Annotated in this window: 15 protein-coding genes; 8 read left to right on the top strand and 7 right to left on the bottom strand. The window is 44.3% G+C overall.

Features of this window, described 5'->3' with window-relative positions:
• Positions 1-340 precede the first annotated feature (340 nt).
• Positions 341-2,485, top strand: coding sequence for a sensor domain-containing diguanylate cyclase (locus OCT63_RS00680; protein WP_269983011.1), 2,145 nt, complete (start codon positions 341-343; stop codon positions 2,483-2,485).
• 108 nt (positions 2,486-2,593) lie between these two features.
• Here the strand turns inward: OCT63_RS00680 and OCT63_RS00675 are convergent, their stop codons facing one another.
• Genes OCT63_RS00675 through OCT63_RS00650 form a run of 6 tightly spaced genes read right to left on the bottom strand, consistent with a single transcriptional unit; the run spans position 2,594 to position 9,599 of the window.
• On the bottom strand, positions 2,594-4,273 hold the full coding sequence (locus OCT63_RS00675; RefSeq protein ID WP_269983010.1) for a BatD family protein: 1,680 nt from the start codon (positions 4,271-4,273) through the stop codon (positions 2,594-2,596).
• Between the two features lie 2 nt (positions 4,274-4,275).
• The gene (locus OCT63_RS00670) at positions 4,276-6,246 is read right to left on the bottom strand and encodes a vWA domain-containing protein (protein WP_161684822.1); all 1,971 of its coding nucleotides are present in this window, start codon (positions 6,244-6,246) and stop codon (positions 4,276-4,278) included.
• Complete coding sequence (locus OCT63_RS00665) at positions 6,239-7,231, bottom strand: vWA domain-containing protein (RefSeq protein ID WP_161684820.1); 993 nt, start codon at positions 7,229-7,231, stop codon at positions 6,239-6,241. The genes OCT63_RS00670 and OCT63_RS00665 overlap by 8 nt, the downstream gene beginning before the upstream one ends.
• Positions 7,224-7,709: a DUF4381 domain-containing protein gene (locus OCT63_RS00660; RefSeq protein WP_060469292.1), complete on the bottom strand. Its 486-nt coding sequence runs from the start codon at positions 7,707-7,709 to the stop codon at positions 7,224-7,226. Before OCT63_RS00660 ends, OCT63_RS00665 begins: the two co-directional genes overlap by 8 nt.
• Positions 7,706-8,632 (bottom strand): DUF58 domain-containing protein, encoded by a 927-nt coding sequence (locus OCT63_RS00655; protein WP_060469293.1) that lies wholly within the window; start codon positions 8,630-8,632, stop codon positions 7,706-7,708. The genes OCT63_RS00660 and OCT63_RS00655 overlap by 4 nt, the downstream gene beginning before the upstream one ends.
• Positions 8,633-8,642: 10 nt before the next feature.
• Positions 8,643-9,599 (bottom strand): AAA family ATPase, encoded by a 957-nt coding sequence (locus tag OCT63_RS00650; protein WP_161684818.1) that lies wholly within the window; start codon positions 9,597-9,599, stop codon positions 8,643-8,645.
• Positions 9,600-10,053: 454 nt separating this feature from the next.
• Between OCT63_RS00650 and OCT63_RS00645 the strand changes: the two genes are divergently transcribed.
• Positions 10,054-11,970 carry a methyl-accepting chemotaxis protein gene (locus OCT63_RS00645; RefSeq protein WP_060469295.1) on the top strand — a complete coding sequence of 639 codons (1,917 nt, stop codon included), beginning with the start codon at positions 10,054-10,056 and terminating at the stop codon, positions 11,968-11,970.
• Between the two features lie 224 nt (positions 11,971-12,194).
• Positions 12,195-12,395: a hypothetical protein gene (locus OCT63_RS00640; protein WP_017057910.1), complete on the top strand. Its 201-nt coding sequence runs from the start codon at positions 12,195-12,197 to the stop codon at positions 12,393-12,395.
• A 213-nt stretch (positions 12,396-12,608) separates the two neighbouring features.
• Here OCT63_RS00640 and malK read toward each other — a convergent pair whose 3' ends face one another.
• Positions 12,609-13,721: a maltose/maltodextrin ABC transporter ATP-binding protein MalK gene (gene malK / locus OCT63_RS00635; protein ID WP_269983009.1), complete on the bottom strand. Its 1,113-nt coding sequence runs from the start codon at positions 13,719-13,721 to the stop codon at positions 12,609-12,611.
• A 665-nt stretch (positions 13,722-14,386) separates the two neighbouring features.
• On the opposite strand from malK, the gene malE reads away from it, so the two are divergent.
• From malE to OCT63_RS00610, 5 genes are all read left to right on the top strand, one after another.
• The gene (gene malE, locus OCT63_RS00630) at positions 14,387-15,571 is read left to right on the top strand and encodes a maltose/maltodextrin ABC transporter substrate-binding protein MalE (RefSeq protein ID WP_060469298.1); all 1,185 of its coding nucleotides are present in this window, start codon (positions 14,387-14,389) and stop codon (positions 15,569-15,571) included.
• An 81-nt stretch (positions 15,572-15,652) separates the two neighbouring features.
• A complete protein-coding gene (malF, locus tag OCT63_RS00625) occupies positions 15,653-17,224 on the top strand; it encodes a maltose ABC transporter permease MalF (protein ID WP_269983008.1) in 1,572 nt (523 codons plus the stop codon).
• A gap of 11 nt (positions 17,225-17,235) precedes the next feature.
• A complete protein-coding gene (malG, locus tag OCT63_RS00620; protein WP_050632832.1) occupies positions 17,236-18,126 on the top strand; it encodes a maltose ABC transporter permease MalG in 891 nt (296 codons plus the stop codon).
• A gap of 558 nt (positions 18,127-18,684) precedes the next feature.
• Complete coding sequence (locus tag OCT63_RS00615; RefSeq protein ID WP_269983007.1) at positions 18,685-19,296, top strand: outer membrane beta-barrel protein; 612 nt, start codon at positions 18,685-18,687, stop codon at positions 19,294-19,296.
• A gap of 87 nt (positions 19,297-19,383) precedes the next feature.
• Positions 19,384-21,036: an ABC transporter substrate-binding protein gene (locus OCT63_RS00610; protein WP_269983006.1), complete on the top strand. Its 1,653-nt coding sequence runs from the start codon at positions 19,384-19,386 to the stop codon at positions 21,034-21,036.
• Positions 21,037-21,042: the final 6 nt, after the last annotated feature.

The following is a 21,042-nucleotide window of genomic DNA, read 5'->3' as shown; positions in this document are numbered from 1 at the left end:
TTTAAGTGCAGTATTTGGCTTTTGTTTTCATTGTCAAATACCCAAGCACGCTAACTGAAACGCAGGTTAGATAATCGAATAGATCGACAGAATTATCACTATAACTATAAGCGATGGAAGTTTTGCCCCACTTTAGGTGGGGCTTTTTTGTGCTTCTAAAAAAGTACTTATGTCGATGTAACTTTGGGCAAGAAATCCCATTTTTGTAGTGCTTCTCATGTCTGTAATAATGTTAAAAGTGAAATTGCGAGCCGCTTAACATCTCATTTTTACTTATATTGATTGCATATTAAGCCTTCGGTATTTTTGCTTTATTCTTAATAGCCAATGGACGAGAGCTGTGTCTGTAAAAGCCTTTGCAAAGCAAATATCTGCTATTCGTGATCATCGCTTATTGGCTGAATCTCTTTTTGAATATCTTGTTGGAGTGCTTATTCCTAAAGGGATTGGAATATTTACTGAGCCGAAACCGGAAAGTGAATCGTTGCTGCTATTTTCTTTCGGTAACCTAACTCCATTGTCGAGCTACCCCGCGCCATTTTGGTCATGGATTTCACAATTTGATACTGCTGATGGAATGTTGCCTATGGCCACTAATCCATGTCTATGGAAGCATATAGACGTATTGGGTGGTGAGTCATTCATCATGGTGCTCGACAATGCCTCTGATTGTAGAACGTATTTAATGGCTCACAATTGTAATACTGAAAAACTCAACCAGGCCTTTGAACGGAGGTTTGATATTCTTCTGTTAGCCGCAGCCCGTTGGCAGGGTATTCGCGCAGAAAAAAATGCGGCAATTGAGATAAAACACAGAGATATTCGTGAAGCTCAATACCTCGATGAGATCAAGCTACGTGATCTATTTGTCGACAACATGAAGTTAGTCCATCAGGTGGCGTTAGAGCTTTCTAACCCTGAGTCATTGGATGCGTTGTACAAGGCTTCAGTCGAAGCGGTTCGCGACCGATTAGGCTTTGATCGTGCCATTTTCATGCTACTCGATATGAAGAAGCGTTGTTTCAGTGGTACTTATGGCACTGACGAAGCCGGCAAAACAAACAGCGAACACCATACTCAGTACGATTTACATCAATTAGATGCTGAATACATTGAGGCGTTGTCAGATAATCACACTAGTCTGGTTGTCATCGAGCAAGCCCCCTTATATACAGAAGGAAACGTAGTCGGGCAGGGGTGGAACGGTATGCTTATATTGCGTGAAGGAGACAAACCTGTCGGCTGGATCGCCATGGATAACTACATTCATCGTTCACCGATTACTAATTATCAAAAGCAGATGCTTGAATCCTTTGGATCTCTGCTTTCTCAGATCTACATACGTAAGCGTCAAGAGCAGAACATCCGCATGTTGCATTCGAGTATGGTCGAACTGTCTCGCTGCGACAGCGTCAGTGAAGTATGTAAGTCCGCAGTGAGCTTCGCTATTCAGCACTTAGGCATTGACCGATTAGCGGTGTTCCTCACGGATAAAAACTGTAGCTATATGCAAGGCACTTGGGGTACAGACATTAAGGGTGATATTGTCGATGAATCCTATTACCGTTCAGAGCTGGTGGAACGTGACATCGTAGCCGCGGCTCGTGCTTGCCCTAACCAAGTCGCGTTCGAAGAGTCTGTGCCTATTTATCACGATTTCAATATTGTCGGAGTCGGTTGGACGGCAATGACCATGCTCACCACAAACACCGGTGAGCCGATTGCGTTTATTGCTGCCGATAACCTTTTAACTCGAAGCCCTTTAACCTCACAGCTTCGTGAGGTTATACGTATCTTTGCTTCAAGCCTTGCCGAGGTGCTGCAAAGAACCATGGCGCAAGAGGAGCTGAAAAAGCTCAATGAAACGCTAGAGCAAGAAGTCAGTAAGCGAACTCAAGAGCTAGAGTTGGCCAATGAGCAACTGGATGTGATTTCTAAGCTCGATCCGTTGACTCGCCTTGGCAACCGCCGAATGTTGGCTCAGGCTCTAGATGATTTAAATTGCGACGATCAAGGCGCGTTCGCCACGCAATGCGAAGTCACATTTGGATTGGTTTTAGTCGACCTAGATCACTTTGGTTTGTACAACAGCGTTTATGGCCATACTAAGGGTGACGCTGCTCTGCGAACCATCGGCAAGATACTTAATGCCCACGTTTATCGTGATAATGAGACTTTCTGTCGTATTGGTGGTGAAGAGTTTATGTTGTTGATGATCGGCACTAATTACTCTGAAACTAAACAGCGCGCAGAGTCTATTAGAAAGTGCATTGAAGAGGCGAAGATCCTTCATTGTGAAAGCAGTACTAGCCAGTATTTAACTGCATCCGTCGGTTACGCGTCGATAACTTCTGACCAACATCAGTTCGACTTTGATTTGCTGTATGGCAAGGCAGACAAAGCCTTATATCAAGCTAAAGGTTCGGGAAGAAATAGAATCGTTTCTGCTTTGAAGCGAAGAAAGGTTACGACGCCACTGACTTAGTGTGGCATTTATTTTTCCGCTCTGAAAAACGAATGAAGCCGTGATGAACAGTAAGTGTTCATCACGGCTTCGCTCTTTTCCTGTTTTATGACAGCGGTTTCTACCTAATTAAAGTCTTTCTAACGTGTTTTTACGCGTTTTGCTAGAGAGTCGCTTTGGGTTCTTAACCGCTTTGATTGCCTCAGTAGGGTTCCATGATGGGTTTGTCGAGTTAGCTTCACCATAAAGGCTTTGGTTTAACTTGGTTAGCTCGGTTTCCATGGTTGCTAACGTTTCATCACACAAGTCTGGGTTTTCAGCTTTCCACTGTTCAAACAAGGTTCTGCTCATCACGCCATCTTTTGTTTTTAGAGCTTCAATAAGCGCTTTAGCTGTATCTGATTGACGTTCAACTGTGTGTGTTGGTTTTGTCGTTACACCGCGGCGTGACCAGAAGTAGAAAGCCGTCACTGAGCTAATCAACCACAAGGCTGCGAATAGCGCGGTGAGATAAGGCCAGAACCCCGGACTATCAACAGTCACAACCGTAGGGCTGACTTGTTGGGCTGGCGGTGCTGTAACTGGTGGTGTGCTAGATGTCGCGCGGTCACTTGCCTTTACCGCTAACTCTAACCCAAGTGCTTTACTGGTTTTCTCCGATTGTGAATCAGTGTTGAACCAAGCTTGAGATACTTCCGGAAGCGAAATCTCTCCGGCTTCTTTCGGGATTAATACCTGCTTGTAAACCACCACTGCATCGCCGGACTGTGTTGTGCCAAATTGCGGCTTCTCTTCATAAACACGAACCGATTTAGGGTAGGTGATATTGAGTTTCGGCAGTTGATGCTGTGTTAAGTTGCCAGCTGTCATGGTGATGGTTCGAGTTAACGAATCACCCGCTTCCATTTCGATGGTTTGGTTGTCGCCTTCTAAACCATTACTATTTTCCAGCTCATTGCCTTGGCTATCTGACCATTGTTGAATCAACTTGAAGTTCGATGTTGGTAACCACTCACCTTGGTAGCCTTTTGGCACCTCTTTGACAGTTACCTCTAGGGTTTCAACGGGAGTGTCGAGTTGGAACAATCGCGTTGTGCTTGAGTTGTTGGTCGAGTAGACAACGGCTCCAGTCAGCTTCGGTCCATTCAGCTTAAACTGTCCGGCCTTTTGTGAAGAGATACGGAAAGACTGTTGAACAACCGTCACTTCTTGTCCATTGAGGACATCTTGAAATTGTTTCGATTCACCAATAGGTTCAACATCTAAGCCCGGCGAGCTTGGTGGCGCTATTTTAGGATCTTGCAGTCTTCTTGGGTCAGCTTTAATAATGAGTTTTACATCCAGCTCAGCGACTTCTTGTGGGTACAGCGAGTCTTTACTCAGATTAAGCTTGAATTCAGCCATATCATGTTGAGTAGGTGCCGCTTTATTAACGGCAACATTGATGGTGATTGGCTTGGTTTTTGCCCCTTCAATATCGAAGCTAGGAATCTGAACCTTGCCCAAACGAAGGGGAGCAAGGCTGATGTTCCATTCACTTGACACCGAACGGCTACCATTGACGATTCGCATCGACGACCCAAAACTTGGTGTGCCGACATAGAAGTCCTTCTGAAGCGCCGTTAGATCAAGAGCATCAGAAGAGACCTTTTCATCGGTTGCGACTCTAAGTAGGAATACTTGATCTTTGGTGACACTGTTTTGTGAAACGCTTGCTACGGCAGTCGCCGCCAAGGCCGAAAAGGACGAGAAAGCGCCTAATAACAGCGTTAGGAGTATGGATAAAAATGGCTTGTTAAGAAATCGCATGGTTACCACTTTTTGTTCTGGTTGTTAGGAGCACTTTTTTGTCGTGCTTGTAAAATCATTTGCGCTTTAAGCAGCTGGCTTGGGTCACGAGCACTTTCTACTTGCTCAAGCTTTCGCATATCTGGGTCACTCGATAGCGGTTGCCCTGAAGTTTGTGCTACAGCTTGTTGAGCATCGTCTTCACCTTTTTCGCTTGAAGCTTGCTGTGTGCTCGCACTTTGAGGTTGTGATTCATCTTGCTCTTGATCTTCTGACTGCTCGGCTTTACTTGGCTGTTTAGACTGTGCTGTTTGCTCGCCTTCTTGTTCGCCTGCATTTGCATCCGGTTGGTCTTTGGCTTGTGCTTGGTTTGCACTTTCAGCTTGGTCATCTGTTGGGTTCTGGGAGTTTTTATTGTCTGCAGAACTTTGCTGTTGATCCGACGAGTCTTGCGAAGAATCATTTTGCTGACCTTGCTGACCTTGCTGACCTTGCTGACCTTGCTGACCTTGCTGACCTTGCTGACCTTGCTGACCTTGCTGACCTTGCTGACCTTGCTGACCTTGCTGACCTTGCTGATTCTGCTGGTCTTGGTCTTTTTGATCTTTGGATTCAGAATTGCCTTGCTGTTGCTGTTGCTGTTGCTGTTGCTGTTGCTGTTGCTGTTGGGCTTGTTTGACGATCTCTAGATTCTTCTTCGCATAAGTATGCTCAGGGTTGTTTTCTAGAATGTGTTGATACTCTTCTATCGCTTGATCGTACTTTCCTTGCTGCGCTTGTGCATTCGCTAGGTTGTAGCGAGCATCTTCGCCATTCAAACCTTGTAGTGTCTGCTCTGCAGCTTCGAAGTCTCCCGCTTTGTATTGTGCGATGCCTTTCCACTCTTGTTGTTGGAACTGCTCTGCAGCTTGTTGGAAATCTTCATCTTGATAAAGCTGATAACCCACCTGATCGTCGGTTTTCCAAGGGTTCGCAAACGCAGTATTCGGTTGGCTGAACGACAAAACCACAGCTAATCCGCACCAAATAACCCCTTTCCTGAATAACCCAAGTGCGGGTAGTAATAGGAATGGTAGAAGCCAGAAGCCATTGTTGACTCTGGTGTTGAGTGAGTTATTGGTCTTGGTCACCTCAGAGGTTGTTGCAACTCGGTCGAGGTAACTCGCGATGTGTTCAACATCTGAGTTATCAAATTGAACCTCAGTGAACGTGCCACCATAACTGCGAGTCAGGTCGCGCATGTTCTCTAAGTGGGTTCTCGCGACCACGGTTTGCCCTGAGTCGGTTTGCAGCATTGAGCCTGTTGGCAAAGAGATGGGTGCGCCACTTTCAGTGCCTACCGCTAAAATAGATAGCGTCCAATTGCTACCAGATAGCAGCGAGTCGATTTCTTTCTTCTCTTGGTCATCTACGTCATCAGCAATCAATACCAAGTCACCTTGATATATCTTCGCGCGAGTTATCATCTCAATGGCAAGCTTTACCGCAGCGGGGGCGTTACTGCCTTGGTAAGGCATGATATCCGGGGAGAGATTCGGCACTTGGCTCTTGATGGTGTTGATGTCGGACGTTAGCGGGCTAATGGTGTAAGCATCGCCAGCGTACGCGACCATTCCGGTTAAACCTTCTTTCCACAACGAAAGCAGATCAAGAGCTTTGTATCGCGCTTGAGTCAGACGATTGGGTTTTATGTCGGTAGCGTATAGAGACATCGACATGTCCATCATCACAACTCGCACCTGCGTTTTTTCAAAGCTCGGCTGCTCATTGTTCTGAAAGCTGGGGCCGGCTAGTGCAACAACACCGACCATCCACCAGATACCAAAGTAAGTGCTGCGGTTTTTTGATGGCTTGCTTGATTCTGGCGCCAAGTAACGAGCGATATGAGAGGCCAGTAACCCTTGTTTAGATTGCTTTTTGCTAAGCCACCAAATCGCAGGCAACACGACAAGCGCTAAGAACCAATATGGGTAGATAAAAGTAAAGTTAGACATTGTTTCTCCTAATGGCTAACAGCATAAATGCGAAGAACATGGCCGCAGACAAAGGCCATACAAACCACTCTTGTTGGGGTCGCCAAACCTTGGTGGCGTTTGTCACGGGTTCTAACTGGTTGATGGTGTCGTAAATGGTCGCTAGCTCTTTACTATCACGCGCTCGGAAATATTGACCGCCAGTGCGTTTAGCAATTTCTATTAGTGTGCGTTCATCCAAATCTTGAGCAGTATTCACTTTACGAGTCATGAAGAACTCTTTAACCATCATTTCGCCTGCGCCAACACCGACGGTGTAAATAGTCGCGTTGTATTTCTTGGCAATATCCGCAGCTTCTAATGGGTCTAATACCCCAGCGGTATTGCTTCCGTCACTGAGTAGCACCATCACACGTTGCGGAGCATCACTATCAACAAAGGTCTTGGTCGCAAGGCCAATGCCATCGCCAATCGCAGTTTGATTACCGATTAGTCTCAGTACCGCTTGATTGAGTTGCTGTGACAGTGTGTCTCGGTCTAACGTCAGCGGAGTTTGCAAATACGCATGGTCGGCAAAGAGCACCAACCCAACTCGGTCGCCTTTGCGGCGTTCAATAAAGTCACTCAACACATGTTTGACTGCTGATAAGCGGTCGATGTATTCACCATTGAACTGCATGTCCTCTTGGCTCATCGAGTAGGAGAGGTCGACAACCAACATCAAGTCACGGTGCTTCGGTTGAAATTCCACCGGTTTGCCATACCAAACGGGGCGTGCGACTGCAGTCACCAAGAAAAGCCAGATAATGACGGACAACGCCTTTGGCAAGCGAGTGCTTGGCGTTTTGGTATTACTGTCCTCTGGCAGAAATGGAAGCTTAAGAGCGCTGTTTGATTCCGCCTTAGGTGAGAACAAGTAAACGAGAAACGGCAGTGGCGTGAGGAAAAACATCCACCACCACACGAATTCAATGTTGAGTAAGCTCGTGTTTAAAAGGTTATTCATAACGACCTCGCTTTGGAGGAAGAGCTTTACGAATCCAAGTCTCACAGTCATTAACTAATTGCTGTTGAACCTTACGTTGCTCGTCATTTATTGAAGTTGGATCTTGATAGAGCGACTGTTGCCACTGGGATTGTTTTTCTACAAACAACGGCTTTTTTAGTTGTGCGTCTAAGAACTTCAACCAATCATCACCCGCTAGGCTTGCTACTTTCTCACGTGGGAAATAGCTCAATGCTGCCTGACGAAGGATGTGTTGTGCTTCGCTCGGAGACAAGCGATTTGAAGGTTGACGATTGCCAAAATAAGACAGCGCTTCTTGCTTCGCCTGTTGACTGTTTTTTCTGCGTTTTAGAATAAAAAACACCAAGGCAATCAGGATAATGGCTGTGATAACTACGGCCCACCAACCCCACGCCAAAGGCCACCATGTTGGTGCGTCAGGCGCAATAACCGGGCTTAAATCTAAGAGTTGCTTCATGATTGGGCTCCCGATATCTGGCTCATCAGTGGCTGTGCACTCGACAGTGAGCTATAGGGTATCGCGAGAGATAACCCCATCTGTTGTAGCTGTTGCTGCTTGGTCGAGAAGGCATGGTTAAGCTTTTCCTTCTCTTTATTAGAGGAGAAGTTGAACCACTGTGTTTTACTGCCATCTGTGACTTGTTTAGAGCCTTTATAGGTCGTTTGACCTTGTTCTAGCGGGTCGTAAAAATGCACCAGACGTACTCGGTTGTGCCTTCGAATTTGACTGATAAGTGAGTAATCACTTTCTTGGTAACGTACAAAGTCACTGAGCATAATGATGTCACTCCCTTTCGGGCAAAGCTGGTGCAGAGATTTCAGTCCATGCTCTAAGGTCGTGTCACTATGATGGTCGTGATTAGTCAGTGCCGAATTATTGATTTCTATGACTTTTTGCAAAATACGCAGCGGAGCATGGTTGCTTGCACTGGGTTTAATCTCAATGATCTCTTTGCCCGTATCAATCACAGCACCAATTCGGTCTTTTTGCGCCACAGTTAACCAGCACAGTTGACTGGCAAAGTGCGCAAGTTGAACCGATTTAAGCAACAAGGTTGAGCCGAAAATCATGCTGCTTGATAGGTCCAAAAACAAAATGACAGGCTGCTCTCTTTCTTCAGAGAACAGTTTAGTATGTGCCTTGCCCGTTCTTGCTGTCACGCGCCAGTCAATGCTGCGAATGTCATCGCCCGCTTGGTACTGACGAACTTCAGAGAAATTCATCCCGCGCCCTTTGCGGTTGCTCTCGTGTTGGCCATTAAGTTGTGACCAGAGGCTTTTCGCCGGAGGCAACCATCGAACAGACTGCGCCTTATATTGCAGCAGCTCATCCAGATTCAACATCACGCCGTCACTGTGGTTTGGTAGTTGATTATTCATGCGCGTATTCCTATGCGCTACCAACCAGTGAAATAAGGTGTGCGATCACTTGGTTTGCAGTGACACCTTCAGCTTGTGCGTGGTAGCTACGAAGTAGGCGGTGACGCAGTACAGGGAATGCCATCGCTTGAACATCTTGTGGAGTAACATAGTCGCGTCCAGCAAGCCAAGCGTGTGCACGAGCACAGCGGTCTAGGGCAATCGTTGCACGCGGGCTAACACCCATATCCAGCCATTGATCAAGTTGGTCGCTGTATTGCTTAGGTTGGCGAGTCGCCATCACCAGTCTGATGATGTACTGCTCAATGGTATCTGCCATATGGATCTTGAGTACTTCTTGGCGTGCTTCAAAGATCGTTTGCTGAGATATCTCTTGTGGCTGAACCGACTCATTACCTTGCGCTTCACCGCGGTTGAGTCGCAGGATATCAAGTTCACTTTCCATATCTGGGTATTCAACTTCTAGATGCAGTAAGAAACGGTCTAGCTGGGCTTCTGGCAGTGGGTATGTGCCTTCTTGCTCAATCGGGTTTTGTGTTGCCATCACCAAAAACAGTTCAGGTAGAGCATAGGTTTTTCGACCCGCAGTGACTTGTTTTTCCGCCATTGCTTCTAACATTGCAGCTTGTACTTTCGCAGGAGCACGGTTGATCTCATCCGCTAGAATGAGTGAGTTAAAAATCGGGCCAGATTGGAAGGTAAACTCTCCGGTTTCTGGTCGGAAAATATCGGTACCCGTTAAGTCAGCAGGCAGTAAGTCAGGGGTAAATTGAATGCGGTGAAAGTCGCCCTCGACACAGTCTGCCAGTGATTTTACTGCGCGAGTTTTTGCTAAGCCGGGAGGCCCTTCGACTAGGATGTGACCATCCGCCAACAGGGCGATCATCAGTTGTTTCACTAGTTCTTGTTGACCAATGATTTGAGACTCTAAATAGTTTTGAAGGACTTCGAAATTTGTTTTGTGCATTTTGGACTCTCTGGGTATCCATTTGATTTTTATTTTGAGTATTAGTCACTGATTTTTAGGAAAAAGTTCCAGTACATTTGCGGAATTTATTTTTCCAAAATTGGAGTGGTTTACGCGCGGTTAGCTAAAATACCGTTAGCAATGATTTTTATCATATCAATCACTTTTTATATACTAAAGCTCAAAAAAGTGCATAGTTGTGTGAGTTAGGTGAAATCTAAAGTTCAGATTAAAAATTCATAACAAAAATCATTATATTTGCCTTGGTTATCATGACTTAAGAATAAACGGAGCCAGTTGTTACATCATATTTGCAAATTTTTGCGAGAATCCTCTCTAGTTTTATAGGCTCTGGCCGATACATTGCTCAGGTTGTGCATTGCTTGTTGGAGTGCACTCAACAAGTCCTGTTTTGGGTATACCAATAACGAGCGATTCTTTTAAAGGTCCAAATATGTTGAAAACTAACTCTCTGAGTATCAAACAAAAAGTTGTACTTGGAATTACCTTTGCGGTTCTTGCATCGACAGTGATTGTTGGTGCGATGGCTCAGCAACAAGCAAGAGATGTATTGAGTCATCGATTGATCGATATTGAGCTTCCTGGGATGCTGGAGCGAATCAATGGTGAAGTTGATCGCGAAGTCTCTCAGCTGTTGTTGGCGGCGGAACAAATTGCTTCAAATGAATTTGTTTCTGATGCTATCGAATCGACCGATCGCGATGCAGTATTAGAGAATAAGCTGGTTAAACAACTGAATAATGTTCGTAATCAATATCAGTTGAACGATGCCTCGGTAGCTAACCGCGAAACGGCTTACTACTGGAATCAAGATGGTTTTTTACGTCAACTTAATCAACAACAAGATGGCTGGTTCTTTGGATTTACACAATCTGGTCAGAAGACAATGGTCAGTATGTTCCAAGAAGCCAATGGTGATGTGAAAATGTTCGCTAACTACCAACAGCCTTCAGGTTTGGCGATGTCAGGTCTATCAAAATCGATGGATGACATGGTTAGCCTACTTAACAGTTTTAAGATTGAAGATACAGGCTTTGTGTTTTTAACGGATAGTCAAGGTGACGTACAAATTCACCGCGAACGTTCTCGTAGTGATTCTTCACTTCAACAACTTTACGGTTCTCAATCAAGCCAATTATTGAACAAGTCGGGTTTCAACCTGATTACCACTGAAAGCCAAGGACAAGAGCTGTTCGTTGCGAGTTTATACGTGTCGTCAATGGACTGGTTTGTTGTTGGTGTAGTACCAACCGATGAAGTCTTTGCTGAGCTCGATGCTACCGCGCAAAAGATGCTGATCATGACGGCTATCGTTGCTTTAGTCTTTATCCTAATGGGCGTAGTGCTAGCAAACAGCATTACTCAACCGATTAAGCTGTTGGCTAAGCGTTTTGGTGACCTTGGCGAAGGTGATGGCGATCTTGCACAGCGAATTGAAGTGAAAGGTAACGATGAAATTGCACAGCTTTCTGCTGGCTTTAATGGATTCATTGAAAAAATCCATGAGTCGATGAAAGAGGTATGCTCAACCAGTCAAGCACTTCAAGTGGCGGCGGAGAGCGTTTCTAACAAAGCACATACCACTCATGATAATAGCCAAGAACAACGTGACCAAACGCTTCAAGTGGTTGCTGCCATTAACCAAATGGGCATGACCATCAGTGAGATTGCATCAAATGCAGCAACAGCAGCAGAAACAGCCACGCAAGCTTCGGGCAATACTGAAGTGGGTCGTTCTGTTGTGAACAAAGCAAAAGACGCGATTAGCCGTTTAGCTCAAGACATTGAAAGTACAGGTCAAGTGGTTGAGCAGCTTGCTTCAACAACGCAAGACATTGGCTCTATTCTGGGTGTTATCCGTGATATTTCAGAGCAAACTAACTTACTTGCACTGAACGCAGCGATTGAAGCAGCCCGTGCGGGTGAACAAGGTCGCGGTTTTGCCGTGGTAGCAGATGAAGTACGAAACCTAGCAAGCCGTACTGCAGATTCAACGGAAGAGATTCAGAAGATGATCAACCAACTGCAAAGCGATGCGAAAGATGCGGTAACTGCAATGAGTGCAGGTAAGGTTATTACGCTTGAAGGTGTATCAGCATCGGATGAAGCGGTAGATGTACTGAGTGGTATCTCAGACCGTATCGTTGATATTACCGACCGCAACACGCAAGTTGCTACGGCAACGGAAGAGCAATCAACCGTGGTGCATACCATCAACCAGAACATTGAAGAGATCAATGCGATCAACGAAGTGACGACGGGCACTGCTGAGCAACTTGCTGAAGCGAGCCAAGAGCTTCGCGACCTTTCTTCTCGTCTAGATAAGATGGTTGGTTCATTCAAGCTTTAATGCCTTTAAGCTTTCATACTGTAGGTCATAGCATGGCTTAGATAGTTACATAGACGAAGAGCTGGATTCATTTAATCGTGAATCCAGCTCTTTTTATTTTGTGATTTTGTTTTCTTCTAACTGACCTTAGCTTGATCTGGTTTCGGGCTTTAAACTCAATCACCCTAGCATCACAGTGTCTAAATGAGTAAAATATGATTAGGTTTAATATTTAGGTAAGTATCATGAGCGATTTTGAAAAAGAACTAGAGCAGATGACTCAAGAGATGGGCGATGAGCCTGAGGTAAAACTGCCATCACTTGAAGAGCAAAAAGCGATCGTTGCTGAATTTAAGCGACTAGAAGCGGAAGGCAAGCTAACACCTGAAGTGTTAGAAAAGCATTTTGGCCAGTTCAATAAAAAAAGTGATACGCCAATCCACTAAGCTCAAAACAAGCCATAGTGCTTAAAGTACCTGGTTGTGTTGAAGCTCAAATTAAATAGATAAAGGTCTAGTACATGCTAGACCTTTTTTATTGCCGTTATCAAAAACCGCCTATTCAATGAAAGAGAAACGAGTTTTAGCAAATGAAAAAATCCCCCTTACTAAGTAAGAGGGATTTGATATGGGCAAGTCATATCTTAAAAGGCGAACTGGTTAATCTGTACCATACTCTTTGTACAAACGACGACATCCGCGGCCATCGCTATGGAACAGGTGACAACGGTGCGCTGGAATACCAATCGCCAACTTGTCACCTGATTCGATTGTTAACGTGTCTGGCTGGCGATAGATAACGTCAGCATCGGCACTTTCAAGGTTTAGGTAAACCTGAGTTTCGTTACCCAGCTTCTCAACCATCATCACTTCAGCTTCAATTGTCGCGTCACCTGATTCAGCAGACATCAAGTGCTCAGGACGAACACCCATAGACATGCGATCACCAGCATTAACTGTTGTACCATCAACAGGGATCCAGAAAGTCATGCCGTTTGAAAGCTGTACCAATACGCGTTCGGCTTCAGCCTGTTCAATGTGTACAGACATAAAGTTCATCTTCGGCGAACCAATAAAACCAGCAACGAAACGGTTTTGAGGGTAGTGATAAAGGTCTAGCGGCTTACCTACTTGAGATACGGAACCACCGTCAAGAACAACGATCTTATCGGCCATTGTCATCGCTTCGACTTGGTCGTGGGTCACGTAAATCATGGTACAACCAAGTTGACGTTGCAGCTTAGTGATTTGCGAACGCATTTGAACACGTAGTGCAGCATCTAGGTTTGATAGAGGCTCATCAAGTAGGAATACGTTTGGTTGAGAAACCAAAGTACGACCAATTGCAACACGTTGACGTTGACCACCAGACAATGCTTTAGGTTGACGCTCTAGTAAGTGACCAAGCTGAAGAATCTCAGCAGCATGTTCAACACGCTTATCAATTTCAGCTTTGTTAGCGTTTGCTAGCTTCAGGCCAAAAGACATGTTGTCGTAAAGGTTTAGGTGAGGGTAGAGCGCGTAAGACTGAAATACCATACCTACGCCACGTTTGGAAGGTTCAACGTCATTCATACGTTGGTCACCAATGTACAAATCACCAGACGTAATGTCCTCTAGACCTGCGATACATCGTAATAGCGTCGATTTACCACAACCTGATGGCCCCACGAATACTACGAACTCACCTTCGTTGATGTCTAAGGTTACGTCCTTAGAAATCTGTACATCCCCATATGATTTATAAACGTTTTTTAACGTGACATTCGCCATCTAGCTAGTCCTCGATCGATCAAATTTTAAGTTTTACTGCTTATCATTATAAGAAATTTTTGGGTCAGCAGTAACTGTAGGAATTGGTAAGTCTTGAGTGAGTAAGAAAAAAAGTGGGTGAGACTTGGATTCTGTAACCAAGCCCACCCGTCATAGCCAAACTGGTGCCTATTTCCCCCACATCCAGCTAAATCTCCCCCGTGATTCAATCACAGATTTAGCTCGATGCTTAATAAAGACAACAGCGGGCAGTGAAGCCAACTAAATGAACAATGCTTAAACGCACAACATCTGCTGGTAAAGGGTTCTTACTATCCACTCTTGGATGAATGCAGTTTCGGTTAATTGGTGCAATCGTACATCCTCCCAATGAAAATTTAACGAGGGGGAGTAGGAGGGGAGGAGTAGATAAATGAGGTTATTGATAATAGGCGATCCAGTTCAAATAAATCCACGGCATAACGGTGACTCTGATCACGATGAGTATGCATTTTGTGATTTTAGTCTCTAATCTGACCAGATGATGATCACGAAATTAAGCCATAATAGCTAGGGCGTAGTGGCTAGGATGATGAGTTAAAGTCTATTTTCTCAGATCATAAGCGCTGAAAACTGGCTCGTCTTGGTTGATGTGCCCTACGTATAAATATAAAAAGGATATTCACATGAAAAACGCTCTAAGCGCTGTAGCTCTAGGTACATTAGTTGCTCTGGGTTCTTTTGGTGCAAATGCTGCTATCGAAGAAGGACAACTAACAATCTGGGTAGGTGGTGACAAAGCTTATGAAGGCATGGCTGAAGTAGGTAAACGTTTCGAAGAAGATACAGGTGTTAAAGTAACAGTGGCTTTCCCTGACAAACTAGAAGAGAAATTCTCCCAAGTTGCAGCGGCTGGCGATGGCCCAGACGTGATCTTCTACGCACATGACCGTTTTGGCGGCTATGCAGAAGCAGGTCTTCTTGTTGATATCAAACCTTCTAAAGAAACGAAAGAAGGTATCGTAGATTTCGCATGGGACGCTGTTTCATACGAAGGTAAAACAATCGCATACCCTGTGGCGGTTGAGTCAGTTTCTCTAATTTACAACAAAGCGCTTGTTCCTAACCCACCTAAGTCTTGGGAAGAAATCCCAGCACTTGATGCTGAGCTTCAAAAAGATGGCAAAAAAGCGATCATGTGGCCTCTACGTGGCGGCGCTTACTTCACATGGCCTCTACTTGCAGCTGATGGCGGTTACGCATTCAAACAGACTGCAGAAGGTTACGACATTAAAGATGCGGGCGTAGCGACTGACGGTGTTCAGAAGTCTCTAGGTTTCATCGAGAAGATGGTACAAGACAAAGTTATCTCTGCAGACATGGATTACTCAGTCGCTGAGTCTGAATTTGTTGCGGGTAATGTTGCAATGACAATCAACGGTCCTTGGGGTTGGGAAAACATCAAGAAAGCTGGCGTAGATTACGGCGTAACAACTTTACCTAAGTTCAACGGTAAAGCGTCTAAACCTTTCGTTGGTGTTTGGGCGGGTGGTATCAGCACTGCGTCTCCAAACCGTGATTTAGCGGTTGAGTTCATGGAAAACTACCTACTCACTGATGAAGGTATGAAGAGCCTGAACGACGACAAGCCACTAGGCGCTGTTGCTCTTAACTCTTTCCAACGTCAATTAGATAGCGACACTCGTATTGCAGCAACAATGGACAACGCGATGAACGGTGAAATCATGCCTAACATCCCTCAGTTCACAACGTTCTGGTACAGCATGGAAGAAGCGATCGGCAACGTAGTTGACGGCCGTCAATCAGTAGACCAAGCACTGAAAGCTGCTGAAGGTCGTATGACTAAGTAATAACCAAGCACTACCTTTTAAGGAGAGGGTAACCTCTCCTTACTTTTCTATTTTTTATCTATATCGCTAGCAGGTTCCTCTATGCAGTCAGTTCAAGGTACAGATGCTATTCCAGCACCATCAAGCCTTCCAGGCAGTAAAAGCGTCTTCATCAAATGGGGGTTGCTTGGTAGCGTTGGCTTAATTAACGGCTACGCTACAATTCTAATGTATTCTCGTGGTGAGCTCGCTTTTGCGTTGCTTACTGTGATCTTAACGGCTTTGGCACTTTACATTTTTGGCAGTAAAAAAACTTACGCCCACCGTTATATTTATCCAGGTATCGCCGGAATGATCCTGTTCATTCTTTTCCCATTGGCATACACAGTCGGGCTTGCATTTACCAATTACAGCGCAAAAAACCAGCTTTCTTTAGAGCGTACTCAAACCGTTCTTTTAGATCGCTCATTCCAAAGTGGTGAGAGCTACCCATTTACTTTGTACAAGACTGATGACGGCCACCAGATCGTGGTTAAAGATGGCGATCAGCTGTTAGCGACTGACGTATTTTCTCTAGACAATATGACGGCAACAGAGATGGACCTATCTGTCATTGAGTCTGCGCAAGGTGAAAAAGAGAAAATCAAAGCGATCATCCAAAACCGAGCAGCGATCAGTGGTGTTGATTTCAATCTACCAAACGGTGATGACATCCGCATGAGCGGCTTACGTAAGTTTGCTTCTGTTGCTCCACTCTACACGCTACAAGACGATCAAGAAACGTTAATCAACAATGAAACGGGTGAAGTTCTCAAGCCAAATATGGATGTGGGTTTCTACCAGCCTGTTGATGCAAACGGTGAGTTTACGGGTAATACCATCTCTCCAGGTTTCGTGGTTAGCATTGGTACGCATAACTTTGAGCGTGTATGGAAAGATGACGGCATTAAAGAACCATTTATCAGCATCTTTATTTGGACGGTTATCTTCTCGGTATGTACCGTAGCGTTCACGCTTGTTATCGGCCTTGTGCTGGCAAACATCGTGCAATGGGAAGAGCTGAAAGGTCGTTCTATCTATCGTGTTTTACTGATTTTGCCTTACGCCGTCCCCGCGTTCATCTCGATTCTTATCTTTAAAGGTCTATTCAACCAAAGCTTTGGTGAGATCAACATGGTGCTAGAGAACATCTTCGGCTTAAGCCCGAACTGGTTCTCTGACCCGATTCTTGCGAAAACCATGGTGTTGATTGTTAACACTTGGCTAGGTTTCCCTTACATGATGATTCTATGTATGGGTCTGTTGAAAGCGATTCCTGACGATCTATATGAAGCGTCAGCGATTGATGGTGCGAACTTTCTTGATAACTTCAAGCGCATTACGTTCCCATTGATGATTAAGCCGCTAACACCGCTATTGATTGCAGCGTTTGCGTTTAACTTCAACAACTTTGTAATGATTCAACTATTGACCAATGGTGGACCGAACATGATTGGCACTTCTGAGCCTGCGGGTTACACAGACTTGCTTGTAAGCTACACGTACCGTATTGCATTCGAAGGTGGCGGCGGTCAAGACTTTGGTCTAGCAAGTGCAATCGCAACGCTTATCTTCCTATTGGTTGGTGCACTAGCGTTACTCAACCTTCGTTTCACTAAACTGTCTCAAGATTAAGGAGCACGACAATGGCTATGGTACAAGGTAAAGGCCTTAAATACCGAGTGTGGGCAACGCATGCTGTGTTGTGGTGCTTCTTGGCAATGATTATCTTCCCATTATTGATGATCATCGCGATCTCATTCCGTGAAGGTAATTTCGCAACCGGTAGTTTGATTCCAGATAACCCATCATTGGAGCACTGGAAATTGGCTCTGGGTATGTCAGTGACGAACGCAGATGGTTCGGTAACAGCGCCGCCATTCCCAGTACTTACTTGGTTATGGAACTCCATAAAAGTGGCGGGTGTTACATCGATTCTAATTGTGGCACTGTCAACGACATCGGCTTACGCATTTGCTCGTATGCGCTTCAAGGGTAAAGAAACTATCCTGAAAGCGATGATGATTTTCCAAATGTTCCCAGCGGTACTGGCTCTAGTCGCTATCTACGCGTTGTTCGACAAACTTGGTCAATACATCCCGTTCTTAGGCTTGAACACGCATGGTGGTCTGATCTTCTCTTACCTAGGCGGTATCGCACTGCACGTTTGGACGATTAAAGGCTACTTTGAGACGATTGATAACTCTTTGGAAGAAGCTGCAGCACTGGATGGTGCAACGCCTTGGCAAGCATTCAGACTGGTTCTACTGCCATTGTCTGTGCCAATCCTAGCGGTTGTGTTTATCCTGTCGTTCATTGCAACAGTAGGTGAAGTACCAGTAGCGTCTATCCTGCTTACAGATGTGAACTCTTACACGCTAGCAGTAGGTATGCAGCAATACCTATATCCTCAGAACTACCTATGGGGTGACTTTGCGGCAGCCGCTGTACTGTCAGCACTTCCGATTACTATCGTGTTCTTACTTGCTCAGCGCTGGTTAGTGGGCGGTTTGACGGCTGGTGGTGTAAAAGGATAAGCTGTATCTCATAAGAAAGAAAAAGAGCGACCTTCTTGGTCGCTCTATATTGGCATTTTTATTACACCATTTGGTTTGGCCGCCGATCAGTAATAAAAATAACCCTCAGGTTACGCATAGCTGGCTGCTAATCAGGTTCCTTACGCTATTAATGATTAGTGGTTTTTGTAACTCTAACCCAGGTACTTACTTGGGTTTTTTTATGCCTAGATTTTAGTTTATTTATTATAAGAATCTCACTTCCGAACAACACTTCAGCTAAATCAACATGCGACGTAAAGCGTAAATATTGAGTATTCATACTTACATTACACTTTGATTCGTGATCTTGACGTACTAGCCAAAAGCCAAGAATCCTTATTGTTAGCAATTTGGGTATGAATAGTTGTGTCTGATTGTGTTGATATGTAGAAAAAAGATGGCAAACAATTACATGTTTTAATGGTGTCTGATTGATTAAAATTATCCTGTTTCGAAACTCAGTGAAAGGGATTGCATTGGTTGCTATAGGATATAGAAAAATAATAAATAATATTTTTAGATAGGCAGTTAAATACAATGTTAAGAAAAACCATAATCACAACAACTCTCCTTATGTTAACTTCTGCAGCATACGCAAACCCATATATTGGAGCGTCTGTTGGTCAAGCCAATTTTGATAGTACGAACCTTTCTGTAGATTCAACACGCGGCTCTACCAAAATGCCATTAAAGTTAGATGATGATTCTAGTTTAGCGGGCAAAATCTACGGTGGGTATCAGTTCAACCGTTACATTGCTTTGGAAGGTTCAATTGGAGGTTATGATGCCCTAGACGGTGGTTCAGTGACTGTTGGTGACATGAAGTTTGCAGCGATTCAACCTAAAGTCATTTTACCAGTTAATGACCGCTTTAATCTTTTTGCTAAAGCAGGAGTAGCTTATTTTAATGCAGAATTTAAAGTAAGTAACTCTTTCGTAGGTGCAACCGGCCATTCAACATTTTCTGATACGACAATGACGGGGATGTATGGTTTAGGGGCTGATTTTTCGTTGACAGAGAACCTTCGAATTGAAGCTACATGGGACTACATGAAACCTGATCTAGAAGTGGCTAAGTTGCTTGGAACTTCTGCTTCTGTTGACGCTGAGATTAGTGTTTTCTCTCTTGGAATGAATTACCACTTCTAATCTCTAATCTCTAGAATATAGGGAGCTAGTAATATGTAGCTCCCTTTGCTATGTTTCTGTTGATAGAAGTATCATTGGAATTGTTTTGTGAATGATGTAAACCTTAGACATTTAGATCAGCTACTTAAGCATTTTGAGGTTCACTTATCCCATTCGGTAGGCTTAGGCGAATTAGAGATTGCGTTATGTACTTCCAAACGCAATGTATCAATTGTTATGAAAAAGCTGTCCGAACAAGGTTGGATAGAATGGACTCCTGCAGTAGGTAGGAGTAATCCTAGCAAACTTACAATTAAAAGATCTTTGCAACAAGCAATTACCGAATTATTGATTAGCGAATTGAATAAAGGCAGTTTTAAATTAGTTTCCCGCCTTGTCGATCTATATGGTTCGACAGCCGTCCGAGCCCTTACTTTGGCGACCGAACACCTCAACCAAGAAAACGAATCAAGTAATGCTGTATTGATAGCTGCCTATCCATGGGTAAACACTATTGATCCAATCAAAACTTTTCGTCATGCAGAACTGCATATCGCAAAAAGTGTATATGATGTTTTGCTGGTTCAGAGTCCAGATGGTGACTTAATGCCTTCCCTAGCCCACGATTGGGTAATGGAAGACAAAACAATGACTCTTTGGCTGCGTCCCGGTGTTTACCGACATGATGGTGAGCTTTTGCAAGTTAAAGATGTGGTTTGGAGTATTAGGCGTTTAATTGAGGGTGATGGACCTATAAAAGACTTATGGCAATGCGCTGAACGCGTAGATGCAGTCGCACCTAACTGTTTAGTTATTACTCTAAAGTATGCTAACAAGTTTTTTCCTTATATGTTAGCTATGTCTAACGCATCTATTGTGTGTCGAGATATACAAAACTTTGACGGTCAATACAGTTATCATATTGGGACTGGGCCGTTCAAGATTGAACGCTGGTGCCAAGACAGTATTCAGCTGCAAGCACATAAAGATTACTTCTCTACTCGAGCTTTGTTAGAACGAGTCACTTTGTCGTATGCCGATGTAGATATGCAACATATGATCAGTTTCAATTGCCCATCGGATCAAGTTGAAATTCAAAGTATTAGCTCTCTATTTTACCTAACTTATCGCGAAAGGCTTGGTGCGAGCATCTCTCGTGAGACGTGGTGTGAGCTAGCTGATTATATCCATCAGCAAAAACAGCTATATGATCCTATTAATGCGGTCGAAAGCTTGGCATTTGAACCTTGTAAAGCTAAGCCTGAGATAATCGCTTGCCCAAGTTTGAGAGGGAAGATCGTCTTAGCTGAACCCAGATGGACAATTCCATATTTAATTCGTAATTCTCAATGGCTACATGATGTTATCCGTTCAACAGGACTCGAGTTGGAAGTTATTATCGTCGATAACATTAGTCACCCTCATTTAGTGTCTGAGTTAGCGGATATTCTCCTTATTGAAGATGTAATAGAGGCTCCAATCGATTACGGAACTTACGAATGGTTAAGTGTGTCAACGGGATTACGGTTTAGTTTTGACCGTTTTCAAATGGATGAGCATCAAGCTAGGATAAAGCGAGCGATAAGTAGCGAATTAGCATCTAATGAGCTGTTGGAGATAGAAAGGAGTTTACGTTTAAGTTATACCTATCTGCCTTTATTTTGTGGTTATGAGGAAACGTCCAAAACTCAACAAGTCAGAGGAGTTCAAGTTAGAAATACAGGCTATAGCGATTTTTATCGACTTTGGATAGCCCAGTAATTTTTA

Source organism: Vibrio sp. RW (assembly GCF_027587105.1).
Lineage (GTDB): Bacteria > Pseudomonadota > Gammaproteobacteria > Enterobacterales > Vibrionaceae > Vibrio > Vibrio toranzoniae.
The sequence above is the reverse complement of the archived record's forward strand: the minus strand, read 5'-3'. Positions and strand labels throughout refer to the sequence as shown.

Excerpts from the sequence above, each read along its gene's own strand:
- OCT63_RS00675 (WP_269983010.1), bottom strand. The coding sequence starts at position 4,273 with ATGCGATTTCTTAACAAGCCATTTTTATCCATACTCCTAACGCTGTTA.
- OCT63_RS00670 (WP_161684822.1), bottom strand. The coding sequence starts at position 6,246 with ATGTCTAACTTTACTTTTATCTACCCATATTGGTTCTTAGCGCTTGTC.
- OCT63_RS00665 (WP_161684820.1), bottom strand. The coding sequence starts at position 7,231 with ATGAATAACCTTTTAAACACGAGCTTACTCAACATTGAATTCGTGTGG.
- OCT63_RS00660 (WP_060469292.1), bottom strand. The coding sequence starts at position 7,709 with ATGAAGCAACTCTTAGATTTAAGCCCGGTTATTGCGCCTGACGCACCA.
- OCT63_RS00655 (WP_060469293.1), bottom strand. The coding sequence starts at position 8,632 with ATGAATAATCAACTACCAAACCACAGTGACGGCGTGATGTTGAATCTG.
- OCT63_RS00650 (WP_161684818.1), bottom strand. The coding sequence starts at position 9,599 with ATGCACAAAACAAATTTCGAAGTCCTTCAAAACTATTTAGAGTCTCAA.
- OCT63_RS00645 (WP_060469295.1), top strand. The coding sequence starts at position 10,054 with ATGTTGAAAACTAACTCTCTGAGTATCAAACAAAAAGTTGTACTTGGA.
- OCT63_RS00640 (WP_017057910.1), top strand. The coding sequence starts at position 12,195 with ATGAGCGATTTTGAAAAAGAACTAGAGCAGATGACTCAAGAGATGGGC.
- malK (WP_269983009.1), bottom strand. The coding sequence starts at position 13,721 with ATGGCGAATGTCACGTTAAAAAACGTTTATAAATCATATGGGGATGTA.
- malE (WP_060469298.1), top strand. The coding sequence starts at position 14,387 with ATGAAAAACGCTCTAAGCGCTGTAGCTCTAGGTACATTAGTTGCTCTG.
- malF (WP_269983008.1), top strand. The coding sequence starts at position 15,653 with ATGCAGTCAGTTCAAGGTACAGATGCTATTCCAGCACCATCAAGCCTT.
- malG (WP_050632832.1), top strand. The coding sequence starts at position 17,236 with ATGGCTATGGTACAAGGTAAAGGCCTTAAATACCGAGTGTGGGCAACG.
- OCT63_RS00615 (WP_269983007.1), top strand. The coding sequence starts at position 18,685 with ATGTTAAGAAAAACCATAATCACAACAACTCTCCTTATGTTAACTTCT.